This window comes from Arthrobacter sp. TJ-266 (genome assembly GCF_058269115.1).
Map to the genome: position 1 here is coordinate 1 of NZ_JBZCNC010000009.1, position 24,441 is coordinate 24,441.

Genomic DNA, 24,441 nt, shown 5'->3' on the forward strand with positions numbered 1-24,441 from the left:
TCGCGATGTGGGAGTGGGGACACGAGGATCTCACTGGGAAGCCGCGATGAGCCCGTGGGTGCGCCGTATCGCTCGTGATGGATCGGTTCGCGTGGCCCTGCCGAGTGACGAGGTGAGAGTCTGATCGGATGGAGCTCAGAGAGAATCCGCGACTGTTGCGCACGAGGGCCAAGGTCCTGGCCTCGAGTTATGCCTTGCTGACGGAGGTCGGTTTCAGTGCGATCACGATCGAGCAGATAAGTGCGAGGTCAGGAGTGGCGCGAAGTACCCTGTATCGACATTGGGCGAGTCGGGACGACATCCTGCGGGATGCTTTCGCCGAACTGGCGGTCGGTACGCCCGACGAGCGTGGTGACCTACTCGCCGACCTGCGGCGGTATGCCCAGGTGGTAGCCAGAGGGTTGGCGACCGTGTGGGGGCGGGCAGCTATGACGCTGGCAGTCTCCGCCCTCGATGACCCGGAACAGCGAAAGATCCAGTCGACTTTCACCTCCGGATTTGTGCGGGACATCGGCGAGATGCTCGTTCGAGCGCGTGCAGCCGGCGAGATCAGTGACGCTCCGCCACCAGAGGACGTAGCGGACGCACTAATCGGACCACTGTTCTACCGCTTTATGTTCAGTACGCGACCGCTCGGTGATGCGGCCGCCGACGCCTGCGCTGACCGGGTCTACGACTGGCTGACGAGCAGGGACGGCGTGGACCGGATGATGTAATTCGGTGTTTCCACGATGGGCGCCGTGAGGGTCAGATCAGGGAAGCGACGAGTAACGGCCTCGACAGCGATACGGACCTGCGTACGAGCGAGAGCGGCGCCGATGCAGACATGCGCACCGTGTCCGAAGGTCAGCGGAGGTCGTTCCTTCGGCCTTTGCCGGTTGAACTGGTCGGGGCTTTCGAAGAGAGCGGGGTCACGATTGGCTGCGCCGAATGACACCCACAACTTCGCTCCGGCGGGGAGCTTCACATGCCCGAGCACCGCGCCGGCTGGTGCCTCACGGAACAACCCGATACCAGCGGTGTCCAGACGCAGGAGCTCCTCGACAAGGGCGTCCGCCCCGAGGGTTCCCGTCGATAGTGCGGTCCAGGTCGGTCGGTCACGGAGGAGTCGAGCGAACATATTCGAGAGTGAACTCACTGTCGTCTCGTGCCCGGCGAAGAGCACATTGGCGATATCCCCGACCAACTCATCATCCGACAGGTCATGGCCACCTCGAACGCGACCGAGGATCAGTTCCCGGACGATGCCGTCGTCGAGGTCGCGCGGGTCGCTCTCAATCAGAGCTCGGATGTAGGCATCGAACGCCGCAAAATCATGCGCTGCGCCTATATACGCCTCTGCCGGAAGCCCGGGCACCTGGGGCACAAGGAACGCATCCGACCACGCTGAGAAACGGGGCGCGTCCTCCACAGGAATACCGAAGAACCGAGCAATCGTCCTGGATGGTAGTGGGCGCACGAACGCGGCGAAAAGATCCGTCGTTCCGGCGGATGTCCCGACGGATGTCTCAGTCGAGCGCGTCATCGCGGCAAGCAGTTCGTCGGCGTCCTGACGGATCGTCGACTCCAAAGCTCGGACCCGGGTCATCGTGAACGCTGCAGCCATCGCTGTCCGTAACCGGCGGTGCTGTTCGCCGTCGCTACTGACCATCGAATGCGCCCACAGCGCACCGGACGCTGGATACACCTCAAACGCTTCAGTGGGGATGAACTGTGCCGGTATATACGTCCCGCCCGAGGTGTACGTCTCTGGGTCAGCTAAGACCTCCCGCACCTCGGCGTATCCCGTTACAGACCACATCCCAATTTGGGGCAAGAACGACACCGGGCTCTCCCCACGCAGACCGGCGAGAACGTCGAACCGTTCAGTGGCGAAGGCGGTTGATGCCGGACTGAACCTGGTCACTGCAGGTGTGCTCATGTCGCGACACTATAGAACTACCCAGTTCTGTTCAAGTCGTCGTTTCCCTGGAATGGAACATCTCGCGTGGACGAGTCGGACCTCCCATGAACCGCCGATAACCAAGATCATCTCAACATATGTTGACGAACGTTTCTCCTCGCTGCTGTCTCATTCAGACGCCTGACGACCCCGGGTCGTGGCTAGGGGCGGCGCGTGCTGCGAGGAGTCGGCGCTCGGCGTCGTTCGCGGTGAGTTCCAGGGCCCGGAGATCCGCAGCGAGGGCCTCGTCATCACGACCGAGTCGCCGGAGGAGGTGTGCGCGGACGGCGTGCCAGAGGTGCGCACGCTCGAGATCGTTCTTGAGGGTGTCGATTTCGGTGAGCGCGGCGGCGGGTGCTCCGACGCGATCGAGTGCGACGCTGCGGTTGAGCCGTACGACGGGTGATGGGTCGTAGCCGAGGAGCAGGTCGTAGAGGACGAGGACCTGAGGCCAGTCGGTTTCGGCTGCGGTGTCGGCATCGGCGTGGCACGCGGCGATCGCGGCGTGCAGTTGCCAGCGGCCAGACCGACGTAACTGAGCGGCGTGTTCCAGCTCGGCGCGCGCGCGAGCGGTGAGCGTGGCGTTCCACCGTGATCGGTCCTGATCGGCCAGCAGCACGAGCTCGCCGTCCATGGACCGGGCCGATTCGCGCGCGCGGTGGAACAGCAGCAGCGCGAGGAGGCCATGAGCTTCTGCCTCGCGAGGCAGCGCCGCCGCGATGACGCCTGCCAGCCAGATCGCGTCGTCGGCGATGCCGTGATTGGAGGTGGCGTCGCCGCCGGCAATGAGGTGGGCTTCGTTGTACATCACCGACACGACCGTGAGAACAATGTCGAGCCGCTCCGCCCGGTCCGGCCCGTCCGGGATGCGCAGCGGGATGCCAGTGGCGCCGATCTTCCGTTTGGCGCGCACGATGCGTTGCGCGGTGGCGGGCTCGGTGCTGAAGGTGGCACGCGCGATCTGAGCGGTGGTGAGGCCACATACCGCTCTCAAGGTGAGCGCCAGTTGAGCCTCCGGCGACAGCGCGGGGTGGCAGCAGCCGAACAGCAGCGGTAGCCGGTCATCAGCTTCATCGATGTCGATGAACGAGTCTGTGTCGGCTGGATCCGCGATCGTAGTCCCCCGTTCGCTTTCGGGTGCCATGCTCGCCAGCTTCTCGCGGTAACGGGTTGCTCGGCGGAGCCGGTCGATGGCGTTGTGGCGTGCTGCCCGGGTGAGCCACCCGCCAGGGTTCGGCGGGATCCGGCCGCCCCGCCACGCGCGCAGTGCTTCTTCGACGGCCTCGGCAACTGCTTCTTCAGCAATCTCCAAATCACCCAACGACCTGGCCAGGGAAGCGACGATCCGGCCTGACTGTTCACGCACGACCCGCGCGAGGAGTAGATCGGATGCCGCAGCTCCGCCGCCTGGCCCTGCCGCGGCATCCGATCCGGTCACTGTTCTTGCTGGCTGAAGTCCACCATGGGGCGGATCTCCACGCCGCAGCCCGGGTGCTCCAGCCCTGGCCACGTCCTCGTCAGGGCGATTGCTGCATCCAGGTCCGGGACGTCGATAACCTGGAAACCGCCGATGGCCTCTTTGGCCTCGGAGAAAGGCCCATCGACGACCACCGTTCCGCCCTCCCTGTGCTTTACGGTCGTGGCCGTCTCGACCGACTGCAACTGCGCTCCGACAGGCGCGAGATGCGCCGCGTTCTCCCCGAACCACTGGTACATGCGGGAGTAAGTCTCTTGCTGCTTGTCCTGCGGCACCTGCGCGTCCAACTCAGGGTTGCTGGTGAACATGATCACGTATTTCATGGTGCGTCCTTTCGTCAGTGGAACCGTTACACCTCTTCAGCGAACGAGCAAGGCCACGTTCGACACCCGCCGAAAAAATTCTTTCGGGACCCGGGAGAGACCGTATTCGGCGTCCTTGATCCACCCGCGAGGGGTCGGATGACGCTGCCCCACTAGGCCCTTTAGACCGCCGCGAGTGGCCTCGTCGCGTCACTGCCACCGGGCGCGCTTGGTCCCTCATTGGTCCTGAAGGGAGGTGCTTGGTCCTGAAGCTCCAATCCTTCATCATGGTGCCAGGCCCCTGTGCGGCGGCCTCACAACCGAGCTGGAAGCAGGTAGATGACTCGCCCTCGGCAGCAGGTCGTGTTTGTAATTGGGGCCAGCCGCGGTGTCGGAGATTTCGGGGGCGAAGCTCCACCGATCGTAACCAGGAGGTACTGAGCGCTGCCGGACTGGCGGAACCTACCGGAATCGACTTAGAGCGAGTACCAGAGATGGCCGGATGTCTTCGCGGTCCCAGACGCTGTGCCTCGCTCGAGCGGACCATTGCAGGCTGTCCATGACGTCTCGGAAGATCCCTCCGCGGCGTTCGATCCTGGCGCGTCTGAAGTCGCCGGCCGCCCAGGAGTAGCGTGCGCCGACGCGGGCGTCGTCGAGGTGAGCGACCTTCGATAGCAGCACTATTTCCGCCCAGGCGTTGACGAGCCCAGGACGCGCGTGTTCTGCCAGGGCCAGGGACCCATAGAAGCGTCCGTTGAAGTCGATGAGGTGGGGGACGCCGTCGTCGCCGGTGAGGAACTGCAGTTCCACCAGACCGTGCCAGTGGAGGTCTGCGAGGAGGGTTTCCGCTTTGGCCGCGAGGTCCTCGTCGACGGGCACTGTGCGGGCGCGGGCTGACGCGCCGTTGGGGGTGGGCCAGAGCCTGGTTGATACCTGTTGCGTCCGACCGTGGAGGTGCCCATTGTGAAAGACCCCGATCAGTGCGCCCAGGTGGCCACTGACAGGTTTCTGCAGGATGGGTTCAGCGCCGGCTGCCCTGATGCGCTCGACCTGGGGGAGTGCTGTCACTGCGTCGGGGAAGAGCTTCGCTTCGATTCGTAGAGGCCGTGTTTGGTTCGGCGACCAGTGTTCCTTGCATTTGACGACCACTGGACCTGTCCACGCGGCGAGACCTTCGTCGGTCGCGAGCTCGGTGTGGGGGGACGCCAGTCCCGCCTTTTCGGCGTATTCGGCGAGTTGGACCTTGTCGAGGACGGTCTGCACAATCCGGTAGTCGGGGTGAGCTACTGGTACGGGTATCTGCGACCGGTATGCAGCAAGCGCAGCCATCCAATCGTCTCCGCCTCCGAAGACGATGTCGAAACCGCCGTCCAGGGCGGCTCGTCGAACGCCTTCAACGAAGGGCATACCATCATCGCGAGGGCGCGGCACCCGGTAAGTCATGTCGCAGGCCTTCGACGATCCCAACACGCCTCCACCCTCGGGGGTCCCTACCCCCACGTACCACCCTGCGGCTTTGAAGGCTCGCGCGGCAGCGAGGGCGCCTCGGTCACGACCCGTCGAGACGATCAGGACACGAGGGACAGGCGACCGACCACGTAGGGAGGGCAAGAGTCCGTGCTCGTGCTTGTGCTCGTGAGCGGAGTTCTGCATACGATTCCTTGAAATACGTGAGAGCTCGGGGTGGATGGACGACCGGGCGGTGACTATGGGGCGGCACTCGTTAGTGAGCGGGGCGAGCTCGGTGAAGCGCGGTGAGCACTTTAGCGAGTGCGGATAAGAGCCAGATGAGGAGCCCTGCGAGGCAGGGGCGGTAGGTGTCGGGCAGGTGTACGGGACATAAGAGCACTCTCATCGGTGGCTCATGTTGTTCTTCGAATGGGGTTCTTTACTGAAGTCATACCGCAGTAATCCCTACCTGAAGGAGCCCGCCATGAGTCTGACTATCGAACCTGCTGCCACCGCTACTCCTCTTGCCCCGACGGTGATGTCTCGTGCCTCGAAGGCAGATGTGGTCCCGGTCGATCCGGAGCGCCTGCAGCGAGCCAAGAAGGCATACACCACCCGTTTTCTCGCCGCGGCGCTCGAGGAGGATGCAAGCGGGTATCTGCTCCGGCAGGAGGCACCGAAGGCCGGAGACGTCGTCCTGGCGCGCGTCGTCAAGCTCGGTTCCCATCTGAAGCTCGAGAGCCCGGTGTCTCGCAGGCAAGCTATGTTCGTAGGCGACGAGATCCTCGTGGCCTACGGCAACCGGTATGCGCCCGATCAGTTCCTGGCCGTGGTGCCCGAAGATCTCGCTGAGTGCCAGTTGGTAGCCGGCGGAGGTGTTGCCGGGCAGGTGCTCGAGCAGCATGCAGGCATGAAGCAGGCCACTACTTTGCAGCCCATCGGGCTGCTCGCCACGACCGAGGGAGTGCTCAACCTCAAGGACTTCGTGCCAGCCAACGTGGTGGCGCCCTCCCGTGTCCGCCGTCCAGCGGTGGTCGCCGTTCTTGGCACGTCAATGAACTCGGGGAAGTCGACCACTCTCGGATGTCTCGTCAACGGGCTGACCAATGCCGGTCTGCGCGTCTCGGCAGGTAAGGCCACCGGGACGGGCTCAGGGAACGATCCGCGTCTGTTCACCGACGCCGGCGCACGTGAGGTCATCGACTTCACCGACTTCGGTCACCCAACCACCTTCAAGCTGGAGTACGCAGAGGTCCGTGACCTGCTGACCCGCCTCATCGCGCGGTTGAGCACTGAGGAGACCGATGTCGTCGTCGTTGAGATAGCGGACGGCGTGTACCAGGGGGAGACCGCGCGTCTCATGGCCGATCCGGTATTCCAGGGTGTCGTTGACCGTGTGGTGTTCTCGGCCGCGGACGCCCTCGGAGCCACGGCGGGTGTTCAGGTGCTTCAGGAGAGCGGGGTCGGAGTTGCAGCAGTGTCGGGCCTGCTCACCGCCTCGCCGCTGGCGGCGCAGGAAGCGGCGTCGGTGCTCGACGTCCCCGTCATCAGCACCTACGACCTGTGCGAAGCGACTGTGGCTCGTGACCTGGTGGCGGCGGTGCTTCCCACCCCCGCTCAGGCAGCATGAGCAGCGCTAAAGGCGCGGTCGAAGCCTCCAGCCCGAAGGAGGCATCAGTAGACAATGATCGCCTACCGAAGCTCTTCGAGGGTGATCGCAGGAAAACAATGGTCTGCCTCATCGGAGCCGGACTTCTCCTGGCGATCCTCGCAGGGGCGACAGCTTTGCTCATGACCAGGCTCCTCGGGTCCGGTTCGGACCCAGCTGGAGCCATGTTCTCCGGCGCTGGTCTTCTCGCCGCCGCGCTAGGGATTGGCGGTTTGCGGGCGATCGAGCGTGTGTTGGCGGAGCGCCTCGGGCAAAGCTACATCCATCAGATCCGGCTCGGGCTGGTTGAAGCGGCGATGACTGCAGAGAAGCCACCTGCCGCCGGCATCACGATCGCCCGAGCCACCAATGACCTCACGAGTGTCCGGAACTGGGTGTCACTCGGTATCGCGCCACTGGCCGTAGGCATCCCGCTGATCCTCGGGGCCACCCTTGGGCTGGCATTCCTCCATCCTGCGCTCGGCCTAGCGGCCCTGATCCCGCTGATGATCCTGGCTGTAGCAATGTTGACTCTCGCCCGCACGGCCTTCGATCGCGCGAGAATCGTTCGGCGGAAACGAGGACGACTTGCCTCGTTGCTCGCTGACACCATGGCGGCGACTCATGTGATCAGGGCGGCCAACGGGGAGAAGCGTGAAGTGCGTAGGATCGGCGCGGCCGGTCAGGACGTCGTCAACGCAGCCATCGCCCGATCCCGGATTACCGGGTACATCCGTGGGGTTGCTGCAGGCGCGGCCGCTGTCGCTGTAGCTGCTGTCGGCGTCGTCGGGCTGTGGCAGTCGATGGACACGGCCGTTATCGCCGGCGCGTTGACGATCGTCGGACTGATCTCGACGCCGGTGAGTGACCTTGGACGCGTCGTTGAGTACCGGCAGAACTTCAAGGCAGCCCGACGCATCCTCGCGCCGGCGCTGCAGGAGGGGAATCAACGCAACGGCGCGGGGGAGCGGGGCAAGAAGAAGAAACAGCAAGCCCACGGAACAACCCTCGCGAAGTCACACAGCGGTTCGAGCGCCAGGTCCGCGAAAATCGCGCGACAGCTTCCACAATCCCTCCGGCGCGGCGACGGGGTCGTGTCGATCATCGCGCCCTCCGCATGCAGTTCGTGCCCACCCCCCGCGTTCCTCGCCAGACCGGGGGACACGGTCATGGTGGAGTCCGCTGATCCAGCCCGCGTGGACGATGTCTTCGATGCCGTGCTCGGGTTGAGGCGCGATCCTGCAGCTATCGTCTGCATTGACGGCGTGAACCTGCTCGAAGCTTCACCGGAAACGCGTCGTGAACTAGTGGGATACGCATCAGCGGGAGCAAGCCTGGAACGCGGCACCATCGCGCGAGCCATACGGTATCGCAGACCTGACCTCGGGGAGGGGGAGAGCCAGGTTGCATTGGACCGGGTAGGACTCAGCGCTACCGTCGGGTTGATGAGCAAAGGTGAGCGCACACAACTGAGGCGAGGAGGTGAACCTCTGACGGTCTCCGAACGCGCCCGATTGCTGCTCGGTCGAGCTGCCCTGGCAGATCCGCCGCTGCTTATTCTGAACCGAATCGACACTGAACTCGACGACGACGGCCTCGCTATCCTCAACGACATCGTCGCGGGCTTCCCCGGAGTCGTGATGATAGCTGCAGGCAACGAAGGATCTATTGTGGCGATTGCGAAGCGACGAACCATCACGTGGTCGGTCGAATGCGCTCATGACACCAGCACGCAGCAGAAAGATCGTGGGAGCCTTGCCAGGTAGTTCACCCATAGAAGGTCGTGCTGTCGAACGCAGGCTGCGGAAGCTGCGACCTGTTCACTCCGCGCGTGCACGGATCATCGGCTGGGGTGTGCCCTTGGCAGCTCTCGTGACCCTTGCAACCGCTGTCACCGCGTACTCGTTGCAACTCGACCGTGTTCAGACGCGGGCCGACAACGCGCTCGATCAGGAAATCGAAGAGTTCTCGAGCTTCCTGACTTCGCGTGGCACACCGTGGACGGTGGAGGACTTCACAACCCTCAACGAGCTGTTCGACGCAGCTGAACGAGGTAACGTCGGCGGCCGATTCGAGACCTTCATAGGACTTGCCGGGCAGGACGTCATCAGCAGCGCCGGTCGCCCGGTCGACCTGATGTCCGAACCCGAACTTCTCCGATCGCTGACGAACGACCTCGCCGGGTCCGATGTCCTGCGCGGTTCCGCGATGATCGACGGCACGGAGGTCTTCTACGCCGCCGTACCCGTTCGGATCAACGGACTGCGTGAGACCGGAACCTACGTCATCGTCAATGACGTCGGAGCTCAACGGGACGAAGCGGTGTCTGCAACCGTCACGTCCGCGGCCGTCGCCCTCTTCGCCCTTGTCGTGCTCGGCGGTGTCGGCTGGTGGCTGTCCGGCCGCCTCCTGAGACCCGTGCGCTTACTGCGAGAAGCTATCGAGCAGGTCAGTGACGCCGACTTCTCGCAACGGATCCCTGTGCGGGGCACAGACGACATCTCAATGCTCGCGATGACCTTCAACGGGATGGTCGACAAGCTCGACGACGCCTTCTCCTCCCAGCGGCAGTTCCTCGATGACGCCAGTCACGAGCTGCGCACCCCGATCACGATCCTCCGCGGTCACCTCGAACTGCTCGATCCTGAGAACCCTGCCGCTGCTCGACGCACGATCATCATGCTGATCGATGAGCTCGACCGTATGCGCCGCCTCGTGGACGACATCACCCTCCTAGCATCAGCAGCGCGGCCCGACTTCGTCCGGGATGGTCCGATTGAGGCCGACCGGTTCATCGACGAAGTCGCCGATAAGGCCAGATCATTGGGTAAGCGCCGCTGGACGGTTGACGGTCGGCAGAACGTGACGTTCCTGGGCGACGAGCAGCGGCTCACCCAGGCACTGCTTCAACTCGCGCACAACGCGGTCAAATACACCGAGGAAGATCACAGGATATCGTTCGGGGCTGCAGCCGATACGTCAGGGATCCGTCTGTGGGTACGCGACTTCGGCACAGGAATCGAACCGGCAGACACCGCCCGCATCTTCGAACGCTTCGCCCGAGCCCAGATGGGTCGCACCACCGAAGGCTCAGGACTCGGACTGTCGATCGTGACCGCGATCGCCGAGAGCCACGGCGGGCGCGTTGACCTCGTTACCCACATCGGGAAAGGATCAACCTTCACCATCGAACTGCCACCGGACCGCGTCGAAACCAGGACGCTGGCCAATACCCGTGATGACACAGGAGAGCTGTGGTCATGACGCAACGCATCCTCATCGCCGAGGACGAACAGAGGATGGCCGCATTCATGGTCGAGGGCCTCACCCGGGCAGGGTTCGACTGCGACGTCATGACCGATGGCGTTTCGGCGTTTCAAGCCGCCATGCAGGACCGGTACGACTTGATGATCCTCGACATCGGCCTGCCACTGATCGACGGTTTCGGGGTCTTATCGGTACTACGACAGGCCGGAAACAGCCTTCCCGTCATCATCCTCACGGCAAGGACTTCCCTTCAGGACACGGTAACGGGCCTCGAATCGGGGGCCGATGACTACCTCACGAAACCATTCGCTTTCGCTGAGCTCCTGGCCCGCATCAACCTACGAATCCGCGATCATACAGCGACGACGACTGACCAGCCGGTGGAGTACGCGGGCATCCGACTCGACCCGGAGCGACGCCAGGCCTTCATCGATACCAGCGCCGTCGACCTCTCCGCTCGGGAGTTCACCCTCCTCGAACTGTTCATGCAGCACCCTCAACAAGTTCTCACAAAACAACAGATCCTCGAACGGGTTTGGTCCAACGACCTCGATCCCGACACCAACATCGTCAGCGTCTACGTGCAGTACCTGAGACGGAAACTCGGCGACGACATCATCGAAACAGTCCGCGGCTTCGGTTACCGACTCGCTCGAGAACGCACCACGACAGGCCGGCCACCGTGAAAAGCGACGTCCTGTTGAAGTTGTAAGTTCGGTTTTCCTTCGTTTCCCCCTACTCCGACCTGGGGTGGGTCGCAATGGGTGATCTGCTCGGGCATTGAACTGCCTCTCCCGACGGAGGGGATTGTGCAGCACTGGGGAGCTCATTACATTCGTGCACTGCTCGGATCTGTTTATGAGTTGAAGAGCAGCGATGCGGTGCCTGTCAGGAAAAGACTGCCCCGTCGTGAACTTGATCGGCGCATACTGAGAAAACCCCAACGACGTCCCGACCTCGTGTCGTGGACTCAGCCGGATACACCGACGAGCCTCGTGCGCGGACGTGGGATTCCCTCCGGCTTTCAAGCAGCCGGCGGCCGGAGGGAAACTAACCGCCTCCCGCTTTAGCCAATGCGCTCACATCATGCCGGGCCGGTGTCATATCCGCCCGACTACTTCTCCCGCGTTCCTTCCGGCTTCCTCCCCGGTCTGGGCTGCGGTAGAGGCAGCCGATGGGCGCCACTCCCCGCTGAATCTGACCCCCGACGAACTGCCGATAACTTATCTTATGTCAACCTATCTTGACGCGCACCCCTATTCGCTGCCGTTCGAGCTGGTCTGGTCAAAGGCTGCGGTAAGGTCGTCGGCAGCTCTGGCGTGAGGGCTGGGGCGTTTTGGAGGCTTGCATGACACTTATCAGGAAGTCCCACCCCTGGAACTAACGCCCTGAGCGCGCATTCTGCCCCGCCCAGAAACACCGCTCGTTGGGTCACGAGATTTCCCGGGCGCCGCGGGATACTCGATCTTCGGGCCGAAGAAACTTGGAGAGGTACGCATGCTCTATCGCAACGCTGCGTGGGCCTTCATTGGCGAGCTTGCAGAAGTGCGCTCGGGTGGGCAACCGGTGACAGTTCGCGGACTGCCGACTCATGAGCGTCTCGCACGGACTGTAACTTTGGCGCGGCCAATGGAACGTTTCATCACGGTGCCAGGTCGTCGCAATGACGTGTTCGCGATGATCGCCGAAACAATGTGGGTATTCGCTGGGCGCGATGACATGGAGTATCTAGCCCGCTACCTAGGCCGCGCGCTGCAGTTCTCGGATGACCAGGTGACGTGGCGTGGCGGTTATGGGCCTCGGTTGCGCGACTGGGGTGGAGTCGATCAGATAGACGAGATTCGCAAGCTCCTCCGTTCAGACCCTGAGTCTCGCCGGGCAGTCGCTGTCCTATTTGATCCTGCGCGCGACTTCGTGGATTCGCTCGACGTGCCTTGTAACAACTGGCTACATTTCCTCGTCAGGGACGGCAACGTCCACCTCAACGTGACCGTGCGCTCCAACGACATCCTGTGGGGGTTCTCTGGCATCAACACGTTCGAGTGGAGCGTGCTTCACGAGATGATGGCCTTCTGGCTCGGCGCGCGAGTCGGTCACATGTCATTCTTCATCTCATCCCTTCACCTTTACGACGAGCGGAACGAGCAAGCCGATCGTGTCCTCGCCGGACATAGACGCGCCACTGGCTATGAGGAGATGTGGGTGGGTGCTTCGTTTGAGACTCCATGGAAGGACTTCGCCAGCGTGCTCAATAGCTGGTTCGACATTGAAGCCCGACTGGCGTGTGGGGAGAACTGTGAGGCGGAGATCGCCAACTTCTCCGACCCATTACTGCGTCAGTTCCTTCAAGCACTCGCGATCAAATGGGCGATCGCCAATGGCGCTGACGAGGCTCGACAACGTGAACTCGTCGACGAGCTTGGCCATAGTGACATTGCCTTGGCGCTCCACGAACAACTGTTCCGAGACTCCGCGCAGCTTCTTTCCAAGCCCGCTTTGTCAGTAGATTGGGTCGACCTTCGCGAGTCTGTCATCTCCCTGCACCGGTCGAAGGATGCCGCCTACGGCAACTCGTGGAAGAAGCGCGGCGAGCTGATCAGCATCGCTGCCAACCTCGCCCGCAAGGTTGACCGCATCGATCAGCTTGTGGGCGGTGCGGCAGCAGGGAGAGAGGCGCTTTTAGACACCGCAATCGATCTCCTGGTGTACGCAGTTAAGTATGAGACCTTCCTCGCGGACCAGTCGGCCGACGTCGCCCACAAGCTCTTCGCCAATGGTGGCGAGCGGTTCAGCGACGGCCCGGAAGGCTTTGAGGAACTCATGCAGGCGTGGGAGACCACCGACGAGATCGGGACCGTTCATGCGGAGGCGGTGAAGGCCTCAACGATGTTCGGTGAACTGGACGCCTTCCTTCAACTCCATCCGCAGGGCGAGTGGATGGAGAAGCTAGCGCTAGCAGAGCGCTTGACGGCGATCGCATTACGGCTTGTGCTAGCAGTCGCGCTGTCTGAGCCGGGTAGTGTCGACACGCTACGCCGTGACACGGGACGATCATGACGGCGGTTTTGGCGGACTGCAATGCTTCCGCGGGAGATGATGGAGCGAATTACAGGCCGACAAGTCGCACTCACCTGGCCACGATCGTGGGCAGCACGAACGGAGACAGCCACGGGTATCCAAGCACCAACTCCACGGGGTGGGGTGTACGAGCTCTACTGGAAGTTCGCCGCTGAGCGGCAGCACGTATTTGAGGCACGTGTCGCTGGAGCCCCGAGGCCGTGGACGCAGGACCGAATTCTTCAGGAGTACAAGTTCTGCAACGTCTATCGGGCGGCCGACCGTGTCAGTCAGTACCTCATCCGTGACGTCGCTTACCGCGATGACGACACATGCCCTGCTGATCGTCTTTTCCAGATCGTCGCTTTCCGAAACTTCAGCAATATTCGTACATGGAAGACCGTCATCGAACTAATCGGTCGTCCGCCTCGCATTACGGATCTCGCGTCCGGCGTGTTCGAAGCCGCCCTCACCGACGCGAAAGACCGCAATGGTGGCCTCTATACGGGGGCGTTCATCCTCTGCGCTACGGATGCTTACGATCGCAAGAGCAAGCATCTGAACCACGTCGAGCTGTTCCGTGAAATGTTCGTTCGGTCACGCCTCGCTGAACGCATTCTCGAGGCGGAGTCGCTGGAAATGGTCTATAACCTGCTACATACCTTCCCCTTGATGGGAGACTTCATGTCTTACCAGATGGCGATTGACCTGAACTATTCGGAGCACGTGAACTTCTCTGAGAACGACTTCACGAAACCTGGGCCGGGCGCACTACGCGGCATTAAGAAGGTCTTTTCCGACCTCGGCGGCCTGACGCCGCAAGAGGTGATCATGTGGATGGTCGACAACCAGGAGCGCGAGTTTACGCGACTGGGCCTTGAATTTGGCGGACTCTGGGGTCGGCCGATCCAGGCGATCGACGCACAGAATCTTTTCTGCGAAACCGATAAGTATTGCCGCGAAGCGGTTCCAGAGCTTGCTAGCGCTAGGAGCCGGATCAAATCGCGCTACGTCTCCACGCCAGAGCCGATGACGCTTTTCTTCCCGCCCAAGTGGGGAATTAATAGTCGCCTTCCTCGAAAAGAGGTACTGGGCGACGATCTCGTGCAAGCGCGCGTTCTCGCGCCCATGTTTTAGGTGCGTGCGCTGATGCTCACGCGACGGCTGCTACTGGACGCTTGCGACGTGGCCAGTCGTGCGGGCGTCCCTGCACCCCTGGCTCAAGCGATTGCACCCAATCGATGATCGCTGCGACGTGCTCGTCCGTGAAGTTGCTGCGGTATGCAGGTGCCGAATGCACGAGGTCGAAGCCGTAGCCCTCGCGCAGCGATTCGGGAATGTCCGGGCCATCGCCTCCGAAGTATGCAAACTCGTCTCCGAGCATCACCCGCTCACTCTTCGTGTCGCGCAGCAGGTGACGCGCTTCTAGGGAACCGTCGTTTTTGCTGTGGCGGGAGTTTTCCTGGATCCAATCACCGGCGGTATTGCGGTGATAGATGTTGTCGCCGAAGTGCTGCATGCGGCTGCCTCGAAGGTTAGGCCGTTTGGCGGCGTACCGTTCGTCTTCCCAATACTCTTGAAAGCTCACGACTGCTGAGATTCGCATAGCGTAAACGAGGCTACCGGCCTTGCCGTTCGTTTGGGAGCCTGTGCCGACTATCCAATCGTCGACCTGGGCGACCCGGCGGATGTCCTGCTTGCAAGTGGCAAGAGAGCAGATCCCGTGAAAAGGATTCGGTGCGAACCCGACGTCATAGCGCACGACGTAGCTGAACACCTTCACGCTCAATCTCCCTGTTAGCAGGCGGCTCGCGGGATCGACTGCACAGCCGCAGGCGCCCCGTCGGGATCTGTCCAGCTGTCGTCGCCGTCAAGAGCGTCGATGATCGCTTGAGCATCCCAGTTGACGATCGCATTTGCATAGTCTTCGAGGGGCTCGGGGATGTCGTCATGCGTGGTGCCGGGCGCCCAGACCCCGATGATTCGCTTATCCGGAAACTTGCGGGCGTACTCAATCTCCCAGTCGACCCACTCATGGTTCTTTGTATCGGGAGAGATGATGACGATGATTTTGCCTGCCCATCGGATCTGGTCGGCAAGGATCTGTCGAATGTAGTCGGGGCTCTTTGCGTTGTTCGGGGTCTCGCTCGTGATCGACGAGTCCCGGATCTCCGCTCCGTTGCCAGAAAGTATCTTCTTGAGATCTCCGACCAGCGCGTCGTCCTCATGACGGTGGCTGATGAAGATGTTGTGCTGGTCGCTCATGTCGGGCCCTCTCTTTTTGGGATAGTCTACGTTTGATCACCGACATTGCCCCATGAGGCGGCGTTTTGAGAGGGGGTGCATGTGCCGATTCCGCCAATTCTCGATGTTTTCGTCGTTTGGCATCCCGAGGACTCAATCGGAACCGAACGATTCACGGAACTCCAAGAGCACTTTCACAGCCCCGCGTTCTCGGGATTGGCCGGCGGCGCCGTCGAGGTTTATGCGCGCAGCGATCCGTGGGAGGAGGGAGCGCCGCCACGGCCCTTGGGTATTACGACGCCACTCGGCGCGGGCCTCCCGCCCGCCCAGTTTAACGCGATCGTCCTAATCATCGACACGAATCTGCTCCGAGCAGCGGCAGACGCAGCCAGTCCATGGAACGCGTATCTACACGAAATCGCTGAACTAAACCAGAGGTCTGGCGTAGGCGTCTACCCTGTCATCGCGGAGGGTCTGCACTGGAGTACCAGCGTAGTCAGCCAGATCCTTAACGGAATCCAAACTCTGCCGACTGCCGTTAACGCGGACGGCGGCTTGTTCGGGCGGGAGCTGGCACAGGCGATTACCCAACAAATTCAGGACGAGGCGAACCTTCCCGCACGGCTCACGGTGTTCGTGAGTCATACGAAACACCGGACTTCGGAGGAAGCTTCGCGTTCCGGCCCCGCAATGTTTGAGCGTGTCCGCCATCACATTCAGCAGTCGCACCTTTCGGCCTTCTTCGACGCGCAGGACATCCAACCGGGTGGCGACTGGGAGAAGACACTTGAGGACGCCGCTGGCAGCAGTGCCCTGCTGATGATCCGCACCGATGTGTACTCCGCACGAGAATGGACGCAACGGGAGGTACACGCTGCAAAACAAAGCGGTATGCCGGTCGTCTGCATGTATGCGCTCACCGCCGGGGAGGAACGAGGGTCCTTCCTAATGGACCACGTGCCCTCGGTGGTGTGTGACCTCGACAACCCCGATTTAGGAGTCACTCTCGCCCTTAACAGGCTCGTTGACGAGACGCTCAAGAACACCCTCTGGCAAGCGCAGACATCCTATCTCTCCAAGGATGGGTTTGATTGGCTTCCAGCACAGTCGCCCGAGCCGACGACTCTTGCGCCCTGGCTCGCTGCACACCGAGAGACGCAGCCAGATGACAAGCACCTCTGGGTCATTCACCCCGATCCGCCCCTCGGACCCGCAGAACGCGAAGTATTACTGCAATTATGTGCAGTGGCAGGCTACGACGTCGACGTCGACATCCTGACACCTCGAACGTTCTCGGCTCGTGGTGGAGAACTCAAGACTCGTGGTGGAGAACTCAAGAAATGAACGAACCCGTCCTCATCTCGCGAGATGCTCTCTCAAGTCAGAAAGTCGCCCTGTCCGTTTCTGAGAGCGCCGACCTTGCCCGGCTCGGCCTCACCGAGCAGCACTGCCGTCTCGTCATCGCCGAGGTCGGCAGAGCGATCATGCTCGCGGGAGGAACAGTCGTATACGGAGGCCACCTCAACCCAGGTGGATACACCGAGATTCTGATCGAAGAGGCTCAACGCTTTAGCGGCGGGCGACCCGCGCTGGAGATTACCCTCGCCGAGTCAGAGTATCGAAAGCTCACATCTGACGAGCTGATTGCAGCCGACAGGGCTCTCGGCGACGTCGGGCGCCTGACGCTGGTCTCGGAGGCGCGCGAGGTGGTGCCGAGCTCACGTGCCCTGGAAGGCTCTTGGAGCCAAAACGCCCGCAACGCGTTGACTGCGATGCGCGAGTATGTAGTAGGCGAAACAACAGCTCGCCTCATTGTTGGCGGACGTCTCTCAGGTTATGCCGGTGTAGAGCCTGGTGTGATTGAAGAGGCTCGTCTGACGATTCAATCCGGACGTCTGCTTTTGATTGCTGGCGGGTACGGTGGCGCATCAGCGGCAGTCGCACAGCACTTGTTTCCGCGGTCCTTTGACGACTGGGCGCCGGTAGCGTATCCGGCTCATGCTCAGGACGCAGAAGTCGCAGCCGCGCTGGACGTGCTGCGTGATGCATATTCGGGTACTGTCCTCGACTCTTGCCGTGACGAAGAGCTTCGACAACTTCTCCTCATCAGCCATAGGCCAGCTGATATAGCACGTGCCACCGTGCGCCTACTCTCAGAGTCGGCGCTCTAGGTTGGCTCATTGGCGTGAGTATCAAGAGCAGGCAGCGGCGCTATTTCGGGAACTCGGGTTCGTTGTCCATTCCGACCTGCGAGTCGCCGGAGCGCGCGGTAGCCATGACGTCGATGTCTACGCCAGCTTTGAACGTGCTGGTCTAGCTGTTAACTGGATCATTGAGTGTAAGCGCTGGAAACGTCCAGTTGACAAGTCCCACGTGCTCACTCTGAGATCGATCGTCGAGGATGTTGGTGCAGATCGTGGGATCTTGCTCTCAGAGTCCGGAGCTCAGAGCGGCGCGGTTGGCGTGACCAACAAGAGCAACGTATACGTCACGTCTATCAGGGATCTCAAGGAAATAGCAGCCAATGAGATCGTTTTGGAGCAAGTTCGTGCTCTACCAAGGAGAGTCGCAATTGCTCACGCTCGATACTGGGCACTATCTAAGTCGTATCGCGAAGAGGTCGGACTTCGTCCTGAGGGCCCCTTCGGCGGCTACAGCGGAGCTGCTGTCCTGATGCAGATAAAAGAAGTGCTCTTTAGCGTGCTCGCCGAGCAATTTCCCCCAAAGGGAGATATGTTGCCCACCCTCCGCATCAACGGCCCGGAGGAGGCGCTCTCCTGGGTCTATCCTCAGCTGATCGACTTGGAACTGAAACTCGAAGCAGCAGAGAAGGGCTTATCCGCTTGATCGATGGCCAAGGCAACAGCCGTTGGTGAGACGCCTCAGCACTGATGAAGAGGGGGCAACAAGGGCCCGTACCTCGTCGGTGCCGGCCGTTGTTGGGTGGTCCGTGACGTCTGAGCTCAGACGTGACGCCTTCGGCGGGGACTGTGGTCTCACCGGAGAATGTAAGTGTTCCCGGCACTCCAATAGCTCCCACGACCGTGGGCTCAAGGAACCTGGCGGCTTCCGATTCTTACAGTCCGAGCCCTGGACCGCGTAGACGATCAGCGGCCTGCTGCTCGCGCACGGCGCGCTCCGCGTCAAGACTCGCCTGTCGTTGGGCGTTCGTCTCGGGCGCCCTCTCTGCTGGCTTCCTTTCCGCCTCTCGTTTCGCCTGCTGCTCCGCGACCATCTTCTCGAGCCGAGTCATCAGGCGCGGCTTCTCTGTCTGCACCGGCGTGACAGCAGTCGGCGGCTGGCCGTGCGCCTGGCGGTCGGTGTCCGACGCTTTCTTTGCCGGGGATGGCGTTGCGTGCGTGGCCTTCCCCCGCTCAAGCGCGTTGATTGCGTCAAGGGCCTTGTCCTGATCGGAGGCGTGGTTGGGCAGGGCGCGGGAGCGCTTGCTGACGGTAACGGCCTGCTCGTGGAGCTCGCGGCCGACGTCCTCACCTCTGAGCCGTTCGGGTACAGGTGCCGGCTCCGTGTCGGGCACGTTGTAGCGGGCCCGGAACATCTCGATGCTGGCCGCGGTGTCGCGCCACTGCTGGGCGGCATCGGGGCGTGCAGGGACGGGCCCGAGCTTCTGCGCCCAGTCCGGTGGTTCGGCGGCCAACAGGTACCCGCGTTCGTCGAATCGTGCTGCCAGGACAGCCCGGCGTGCCGCGAGCTCCTCCCTCCACGGCTCTGGCAGATAGCTGCTCTGCATCGCCCGGGCCGGTGCCAACCACTCCGGCAACCGGTCCGGTGCCGACGGCACGGCTGTGGGATCCATTGGGCGGGGTGTGAGGGTGCGCAGGCGTTCCTCGGCCCGCGCTCGAGCGGCGATGACGTCCTGCCGGGCTCCCCTGTGAAGGCTTGCCTTGGCGGCGGGGTCGTCCGCCCCGGACTGGGTGTTCGGACCTCGTTCGGCGGCCTCCGCTGCCCTCCGAGAGGTTCCGAGTTCGCGGGTCCGGATTCGGTGCTCTTCCTGCAGGGCGCGCAGCTGCTGATGGGCGCGGCGGGCCGCTGCGGGGCCCTGCACGGAATCGGCAAGGGCATCGTGTTCGCGTGTACTGAATCGGGTGGTGAAGATCCTCCGCTCGAGCTCCTCGTCCGTGAGTCTGCCGTGCGGTCGGTTCGTCCAGTGATCCGCCGGCTTCGGGCCGTGGACGTCGGCGGCCGCCCGTGCAACGCGCGCAGCAGTCTCGGCCTGGTCGCGCAGCTGGGCCAGTTGGTTGTCGGTGAGATCCTGCAGGGGTCGTTCCCCTGCGCGGGCGAGGACGTCAGGTGCTTTGTCCATGATCTTCTCGACCCTCCATGCGAGGACCGCTGACTGATCGTCAGCGGTTATGAAGGACCGCTCGGTGGCCGCGGTGTGCAGCAGGCCTGCAGGGTCCCAGCCGCCGTGTTCGGCTCGTGCCAGGTGGGTTGCGACCGCGCCCCACGACTCGGCCGTGATGAACCGTTCAACGTCGGGGCCGAGAACCTCCCGTGCCATGGCCGTCATCCTCAGCGTGTTCGCTTGCTCATTCACGTACCGGTACTGATCGGCGAGGGTCAGAGGCGAGTTGACCCGCTCGTACTCGGTAGACAGCGCCTCGTGTGCGGAGGAGTCCTGGCCGTGGTTGTCCGCGATCGCGGCGAGGACCGTGTCCCGGTCCTGTCCGTCCTCGAGGGCGACGAACAATGTGTTCTCGTCCCTGCCGCGGGTTGCCGCTACGTAGGCGTTCTCGCGCGTGGTCGACGCGTCGAGGATCGGTATGCCGGCATCCCGGGTCATGCCTTGTGCCCTGTGTGTGGTTAGTGCGTAGCCCAGGTGTACGTGGGCGTCCACGTACTCTGCGGGCAGTCGGATCGAGCCTCCGTGTCCTTGATGGGTGACGGACAGGGACCCGTCTGGGTGGGCTTCCTCGACGGTCCACATGTCACCGTTCTTGACGAAGTCGCGGCCGCGCTTGACCTTCAGCTGGGTGTCGTTTTGCCGGGTGACGATGTGATCGCCGGCCCATGCTTGGGAGCCGTCGCGCAGCTGCACAGATTGTGCGGCCCCGGCGACCTCCCCGGTTTCGATGCGGTATGCCTGGGCTCGCTCGGACAGCCTTTGTGCGCTCTCGTTCGTCGGGGCCATCAGCACGGCTGCGTCACCGGCGTTGAGCCGTGTCTGCCACAGACCGAAGGCGAGGCCCTCGACGGTTTCCGTGGAGCCGGCCTGCACTCGGCCGTTGTCCTTGTACCAGCGGAAAGGGTCGGCTTCGTGGCTGGTGGGTGTGCGCAGCAGCAGCGAGGCGTCTGCTTCTTCGAGACTCGTGAACCGGTGAATCGTCTCGAGTTCTGTTGCACCGACCTCATTGATGAGGAGCCGCAACGCCCCGCCGGCTTGCACGGCCGAAAGCTGCCGATCGTCCCCGACGAACCGGACAAGACCGCCGGCGGCCTGGACAACACGTACGACGTCGGCCAGTTTCGCGGTGCCCTGCATGCCTGCCTCGTCAACGATCACCACCGTGCCGGGCGTGACCACAAGCGGGCCGACCTCACCTGTCTTCGTTCCTGTCTTCGCGAACGCGGGAGATGCATCGGTGCCGTCAGCCCTGTCGTCAGCGGTGTCGTCAGCGGTGTCGTCTGGGCCCTGCCCGGCGAGGTCGTTGCTGATCAGGAACTTGTCGGTTGTCGCGGCCGTAGCACCTAGCTGGTCGCCGAGGTTGGCGGCCGCCACGGCAGACGGCGCGAGACCGATGACGCGGCCTCCAGCGTGGGTGATGGCCGCCCGGACCAAGCTCATGGCTGTCGATTTGCCGGTGCCGGCGGCGCCGATACCGATGCCGAGCAGCTTCGATGACGTGGCGAACTGACGCGCGAGCTCGATCTGGCCTTCGTCCAGCGGGTGCGACTTCTCACCTGCGTCGACGGCCCGCTGGTAGTCATCGACTGCGGCCTCGAAATCGGCGAGGGACGCCGCCGGGATGACGTCCTGGGACCCCGCACGGATGAGGAGGTTCTCGTCCTCGAGGATCGCGGTCGACGTGTAGAGGGTGTCGGTCCGGTGCTCGAAGCTCAGCTCCCCCGTCTCTACAGACAGGGCGCGGAAGTCCCCATGCACCTGGTTCGGAGTGATGCGTACCGACGCTGAGTCGAGGCTGCGGGCGACGACGGAGTCGACCACACCCGGTGCCAGCGGGCCGTGGTCGGACGCGTACTCCTTCGCCCACCGGTTCGCTTCGGCCATGACGTTCTGCGCGGTCCACGTCGACCGTTTGTCGGAGACAGCGGCGATGACGGCTCGCGCGGCCGCGTCGACGTCGCCGGCATCCAGGGCGGTCACTGTCGGGTGGATGGTGCGCGATCGGGCACCGGTGATGCGCTCGAGCTCGGACGCGCTGACAAGAATCGTGGCTTCGGCCCGCCACAACCTTCCCTGTTCCTCCAGGGTCTTCGGCTTGTCCTTATCGGGGCGGGTGTCCAGCGTCGCCGCCTGCGCGAGTTTGATCAGAGCAGCCGCGTCCGGGCTGTGACCACGCTGCTCCTCGTACGCCTGACGAAGTTCGGTGAGGCTCGCACGGATGCCTTCGCTGCGCTTGGAGAACAGAGCCGTCAGCTCGCGCGGCACGGTAGCGACTTCCATCACCGGCTGCTTGGACCCGTTCACGGTACGAGCCTCGAACTCCACACCACGTGCCTCGAGATGCGCTTGGATGCGGGTGTTGAAGTGCTCGGACACGGCCACAGCTGAGCGGTGCAGAAGCTTCCCGTCGATGGTTTTCCAGTTCCCCGCGTGGTCCTGGACCTTGTTCGAGACCACCACATGAGTGTGCAGGTTCGGGTCTCCCAGACGTGAGTCGTGGTGACGGAACGCGGTCGCGGTCAGACCGCCCTTGACCGTGGATTGCGCGATCCCGTTGGTGCCCACACGGGTGGCCAGAGCGTGCGTCTCCAGGTATTCAACGGAGTCCTTCAGCGCTGCCTGGTGAGCGTCCTCGACCATCCGCCGGGTGTCCTCATCCCCGAGGGCCCAGAGCACCGAGATGCTCTTCACGGGGGTGAAAGTCAGGTCGTATCCAGCGACGGCGCTCTGCTGCGGTCGCAGCTGGGCGGTGATGAACTTCCCCAGTTCCTCTTTCGAGGCCGGGGCCCGGCCGTGTCCGTCCTTGAACATGACGGCTCCCGCTGTCGCGCGGATGCGGTGCTTCTCGGAAGCTGTCGGGGTCCTTCCCTGAATCCGTTCGAAGTCACTCTCACGAACCCTGATCGCCTGAGCGAGTAGGGTGTCTTTCGGGCTGTACTCGTAGTACCTGCGCCCGAGTTTTGCTTCCTTGTCCGCCAGACGTTGCGCTGTCTTCGCAGGCATCCCACCGTCGATCTTCGCGGCCAGGATCGCCTCGTACTCAGGGTGCCTGCCCTGCCCAAACAGGTTCGCCATCTGGGCCTCAGTGACGTTCCCGGCGACGCCGAGCGCTGTCGCGCCGCCCCCGAGCCATTGCCCGGGCGGGAGGCCCTCCATCGTGTAGTAGTCGCCCAGCTGGCGGTCCTCGGAGCGCAACTCATCCCCGCTGGCGGTCTCCTGCGTGTAGTACAGGTAGCCGGTGCCAGCACTGAGAACGTGCAGTGACATCATGGGGCGATTCTAACGGCAGCGGCCTCATTTATTCGAAATGCAAGAGGTGTGACTGGATATGGTGTTTTGAGCTGTCGGGAGTGTGCGAGTGACAGGGGTTCGAAAAACGGCATGTTCGGTCCATTGGTCTGTGATGCGACTGTCCATCATGAGAAGCATCAGCTTCGATTGTGGACAGCCGCTGTCTGTTATCAACAGGCGCTCGATACTGATAGAGAGCTGCTTCACGCACGCATCACCTCACTGCATGGTCCTTCGCCCGAACCGAATCTCAGAGCGATGCACTGCCTGTCCACCCCCGGAAGCGGGCGGGCGGGTAAAACCTGCCGCCTAACCGTTAGGTGAGCTCGGTCTGCTGATCGTGGAGGTTCTCTGCCAGAATGTCGGGTACAAGGTCTCGCCCGAATCGCCGGGCACGTCGCACCCAGGGGGTAAGTCATGGCAGCTAAGACACGCAACTCGATGATGGTTCAGGCTCGTCGTCGCACTGAAGAGCTCGCAGCGAAGCGGCGCGAGCGTGAGGACCTCCTGCAGTCCCTGGCCACTGAGTATCACGCAGCGAAGATGACGGCCGACGCATCAGTAGAGGAAGCAGAACGGCAGGCAGCCGACCTCATCGCCGCAGCGAAGAGAGAAGCCCAGTCCTCTGCTGAGGAGATGAAGGACACCGTGCGGAAGATGCTGGCCACGGGCGAGACCCGCCAGGGGGTAGCGGAGCTGCTCGACGTGAGTGTGTCCTACGTGCGCAGCATCGACGTAGCTACTCCCAAGGCCGACGCACAGCCGCCCCTGGCTGAAGTCGAGGAACTTTCAGCGTGAGCAGTGCGAAGCTTGATGCCATCAACCGTTTCATTCAAGCTACGTCGAGTCTTCAAGAAACGCTTCGCGGCCGCGATGAGAAGCTCGCCAACGGGATGACGCACGAGGAGATCCTCGGAGTGCATCTCGCTGATCGTCTAGAAGTTGTGCGTGCAGCTCACTCCGTGACAGCGACTCCGAAGGATCTAGAAACCGACACCATGGCCGGTGTTCTGCTTGATCGCCTCGATCGGGCAACGACAGCTCGACCTGTACAGGAGTGGGAAACCCAAGCTCACAGGGCGCTCCTGGTAGTCGATCTAGACTCCGCTGAGGCGCAGGAAAAAGTTCGGGCGTGGGTGAGCCTTTCCCAACCGATCATCAATCTGGGTTTCGAGGCGGTGGAGCGTGCCCAGCAGCAACGTCATGACGCGATGATCGAGGGATTCCGGCGCGGCGTGGAACAAGCCCCCGGCTCTACCTTGCGCATCTCTGAGACGATCGGTGACACTCTCGTCTCCGACGAAACCGTCCGTGGGCGCGAGCCACGAAGACTCAGCGGACCGCGCCGTTGGCTACGTCTCCTCCTCGGTGGGAAGCATCATCAGCGTCGATGACGACCGA

At 62.7% G+C, this 24,441-nt stretch carries 19 protein-coding genes; 12 read left to right on the forward strand and 7 right to left on the reverse strand.

The annotated features are described in order from the left end of the window. Positions 1-128: 128 nt before the first annotated feature. On the forward strand, positions 129-716 hold the full coding sequence (locus tag AC4D12_RS16600) for a TetR/AcrR family transcriptional regulator (RefSeq protein WP_490951068.1): 588 nt from the start codon (positions 129-131) through the stop codon (positions 714-716). Here AC4D12_RS16600 and AC4D12_RS16605 read toward each other — a convergent pair. The 4 genes from AC4D12_RS16605 to AC4D12_RS16620 all read right to left on the reverse strand — a co-directional run bounded on the left by AC4D12_RS16605 (position 671) and on the right by AC4D12_RS16620 (position 5,128). After that, the gene (locus AC4D12_RS16605; RefSeq protein ID WP_490951069.1) at positions 671-1,921 is read right to left on the reverse strand and encodes a cytochrome P450; all 1,251 of its coding nucleotides are present in this window, start codon (positions 1,919-1,921) and stop codon (positions 671-673) included. The genes AC4D12_RS16600 and AC4D12_RS16605 overlap by 46 nt on opposite strands. 154 nt (positions 1,922-2,075) lie before the next feature. Beyond that, the gene (locus tag AC4D12_RS16610; RefSeq protein WP_490951070.1) at positions 2,076-3,308 is read right to left on the reverse strand and encodes an RNA polymerase sigma factor; all 1,233 of its coding nucleotides are present in this window, start codon (positions 3,306-3,308) and stop codon (positions 2,076-2,078) included. Positions 3,309-3,376: 68 nt separating this feature from the next. Further along, positions 3,377-3,742 (reverse strand): YciI family protein, encoded by a 366-nt coding sequence (locus AC4D12_RS16615; protein WP_490951071.1) that lies wholly within the window; start codon positions 3,740-3,742, stop codon positions 3,377-3,379. A gap of 441 nt (positions 3,743-4,183) precedes the next feature. Then, on the reverse strand, positions 4,184-5,128 hold the full coding sequence (locus tag AC4D12_RS16620; RefSeq protein WP_490951072.1) for an ATP-grasp domain-containing protein: 945 nt from the start codon (positions 5,126-5,128) through the stop codon (positions 4,184-4,186). 457 nt (positions 5,129-5,585) lie between these two features. Here AC4D12_RS16620 and AC4D12_RS16625 point away from each other — a divergent pair, with 457 nt between their 5' ends. The 6 genes from AC4D12_RS16625 to AC4D12_RS16650 all read left to right on the forward strand — a co-directional run bounded on the left by AC4D12_RS16625 (position 5,586) and on the right by AC4D12_RS16650 (position 14,279). Then, positions 5,586-6,800 (forward strand): P-loop NTPase family protein, encoded by a 1,215-nt coding sequence (locus AC4D12_RS16625; protein WP_490951073.1) that lies wholly within the window; start codon positions 5,586-5,588, stop codon positions 6,798-6,800. Beyond that, positions 6,797-8,584 (forward strand): ABC transporter transmembrane domain-containing protein, encoded by a 1,788-nt coding sequence (locus AC4D12_RS16630; protein ID WP_490951074.1) that lies wholly within the window; start codon positions 6,797-6,799, stop codon positions 8,582-8,584. Before AC4D12_RS16625 ends, AC4D12_RS16630 begins: the two co-directional genes overlap by 4 nt. Before the next feature lie 106 nt (positions 8,585-8,690). Then, entirely contained in the window at positions 8,691-10,082 is a 1,392-nt protein-coding gene (locus tag AC4D12_RS16635) for a sensor histidine kinase (protein WP_490951075.1), read from the forward strand. After that, the gene (locus AC4D12_RS16640) at positions 10,079-10,771 is read left to right on the forward strand and encodes a response regulator transcription factor (protein WP_490951076.1); all 693 of its coding nucleotides are present in this window, start codon (positions 10,079-10,081) and stop codon (positions 10,769-10,771) included. Before AC4D12_RS16635 ends, AC4D12_RS16640 begins: the two co-directional genes overlap by 4 nt. 943 nt (positions 10,772-11,714) lie before the next feature. Continuing rightward, on the forward strand, positions 11,715-13,142 hold the full coding sequence (locus tag AC4D12_RS16645) for a thymidylate synthase (RefSeq protein ID WP_490951077.1): 1,428 nt from the start codon (positions 11,715-11,717) through the stop codon (positions 13,140-13,142). A gap of 144 nt (positions 13,143-13,286) precedes the next feature. Continuing rightward, positions 13,287-14,279, forward strand: coding sequence for a nucleotide kinase domain-containing protein (locus AC4D12_RS16650; RefSeq protein ID WP_490951078.1), 993 nt, complete (start codon positions 13,287-13,289; stop codon positions 14,277-14,279). A 16-nt stretch (positions 14,280-14,295) separates the two neighbouring features. On the opposite strand, the gene AC4D12_RS16655 is transcribed toward AC4D12_RS16650, so the two are convergent. Together AC4D12_RS16655 and AC4D12_RS16660 are read right to left on the reverse strand one after the other, a co-directional pair. Further along, on the reverse strand, positions 14,296-14,925 hold the full coding sequence (locus AC4D12_RS16655; RefSeq protein ID WP_490951079.1) for an Nmad2 family putative nucleotide modification protein: 630 nt from the start codon (positions 14,923-14,925) through the stop codon (positions 14,296-14,298). 14 nt (positions 14,926-14,939) lie between these two features. Next, complete coding sequence (locus AC4D12_RS16660) at positions 14,940-15,407, reverse strand: TIR domain-containing protein (RefSeq protein WP_490951080.1); 468 nt, start codon at positions 15,405-15,407, stop codon at positions 14,940-14,942. Positions 15,408-15,488: 81 nt separating this feature from the next. On the opposite strand from AC4D12_RS16660, the gene AC4D12_RS16665 reads away from it, so the two are divergent. Genes AC4D12_RS16665 through AC4D12_RS16675 form a run of 3 tightly spaced genes read left to right on the forward strand, consistent with a single transcriptional unit; the run spans position 15,489 to position 18,233 of the window. Next, entirely contained in the window at positions 15,489-16,730 is a 1,242-nt protein-coding gene (locus AC4D12_RS16665; protein WP_490951081.1) for a toll/interleukin-1 receptor domain-containing protein, read from the forward strand. Beyond that, entirely contained in the window at positions 16,727-17,557 is an 831-nt protein-coding gene (locus tag AC4D12_RS16670; RefSeq protein ID WP_490951082.1) for a hypothetical protein, read from the forward strand. Before AC4D12_RS16665 ends, AC4D12_RS16670 begins: the two co-directional genes overlap by 4 nt. Beyond that, a complete protein-coding gene (locus AC4D12_RS16675; protein WP_490951083.1) occupies positions 17,520-18,233 on the forward strand; it encodes a restriction endonuclease in 714 nt (237 codons plus the stop codon). The genes AC4D12_RS16670 and AC4D12_RS16675 overlap by 38 nt, the downstream gene beginning before the upstream one ends. A 229-nt stretch (positions 18,234-18,462) precedes the next feature. Here AC4D12_RS16675 and mobF read toward each other — a convergent pair whose 3' ends face one another. After that, positions 18,463-23,019 carry a MobF family relaxase gene (gene mobF, locus AC4D12_RS16680; protein ID WP_490951084.1) on the reverse strand — a complete coding sequence of 1,519 codons (4,557 nt, stop codon included), beginning with the start codon at positions 23,017-23,019 and terminating at the stop codon, positions 18,463-18,465. Positions 23,020-23,457: 438 nt separating this feature from the next. Here mobF and AC4D12_RS16685 point away from each other — a divergent pair, with 438 nt between their 5' ends. Both AC4D12_RS16685 and AC4D12_RS16690 read left to right on the forward strand, forming a co-directional pair. Beyond that, positions 23,458-23,838, forward strand: a complete 381-nt coding sequence (locus AC4D12_RS16685; protein ID WP_490951085.1) for a hypothetical protein — start codon at positions 23,458-23,460, stop codon at positions 23,836-23,838. Continuing rightward, on the forward strand, positions 23,835-24,434 hold the full coding sequence (locus tag AC4D12_RS16690; protein ID WP_490951086.1) for a hypothetical protein: 600 nt from the start codon (positions 23,835-23,837) through the stop codon (positions 24,432-24,434). Before AC4D12_RS16685 ends, AC4D12_RS16690 begins: the two co-directional genes overlap by 4 nt. The last annotated feature ends 7 nt before the right edge of the window (positions 24,435-24,441 follow it).

Coding starts and splice junctions, on each gene's coding strand:
- AC4D12_RS16630 (WP_490951074.1), top strand. CDS start 6,797: ATGAGCAGCGCTAAAGGCGCGGTCGAAGCCTCCAGCCCGAAGGAGGCA.
- mobF (WP_490951084.1), bottom strand. CDS start 23,019: ATGATGTCACTGCACGTTCTCAGTGCTGGCACCGGCTACCTGTACTAC.
- AC4D12_RS16625 (WP_490951073.1), top strand. CDS start 5,586: ATGTTGTTCTTCGAATGGGGTTCTTTACTGAAGTCATACCGCAGTAAT.
- AC4D12_RS16620 (WP_490951072.1), bottom strand. CDS start 5,128: ATGCCCTTCGTTGAAGGCGTTCGACGAGCCGCCCTGGACGGCGGTTTC.
- AC4D12_RS16645 (WP_490951077.1), top strand. CDS start 11,715: ATGGAACGTTTCATCACGGTGCCAGGTCGTCGCAATGACGTGTTCGCG.
- AC4D12_RS16660 (WP_490951080.1), bottom strand. CDS start 15,407: ATGAGCGACCAGCACAACATCTTCATCAGCCACCGTCATGAGGACGAC.
- AC4D12_RS16670 (WP_490951082.1), top strand. CDS start 16,727: ATGAACGAACCCGTCCTCATCTCGCGAGATGCTCTCTCAAGTCAGAAA.
- AC4D12_RS16640 (WP_490951076.1), top strand. CDS start 10,079: ATGACGCAACGCATCCTCATCGCCGAGGACGAACAGAGGATGGCCGCA.
- AC4D12_RS16600 (WP_490951068.1), top strand. CDS start 129: ATGGAGCTCAGAGAGAATCCGCGACTGTTGCGCACGAGGGCCAAGGTC.
- AC4D12_RS16605 (WP_490951069.1), bottom strand. CDS start 1,921: ATGAGCACACCTGCAGTGACCAGGTTCAGTCCGGCATCAACCGCCTTC.
- AC4D12_RS16615 (WP_490951071.1), bottom strand. CDS start 3,742: ATGAAATACGTGATCATGTTCACCAGCAACCCTGAGTTGGACGCGCAG.
- AC4D12_RS16685 (WP_490951085.1), top strand. CDS start 23,458: ATGGCAGCTAAGACACGCAACTCGATGATGGTTCAGGCTCGTCGTCGC.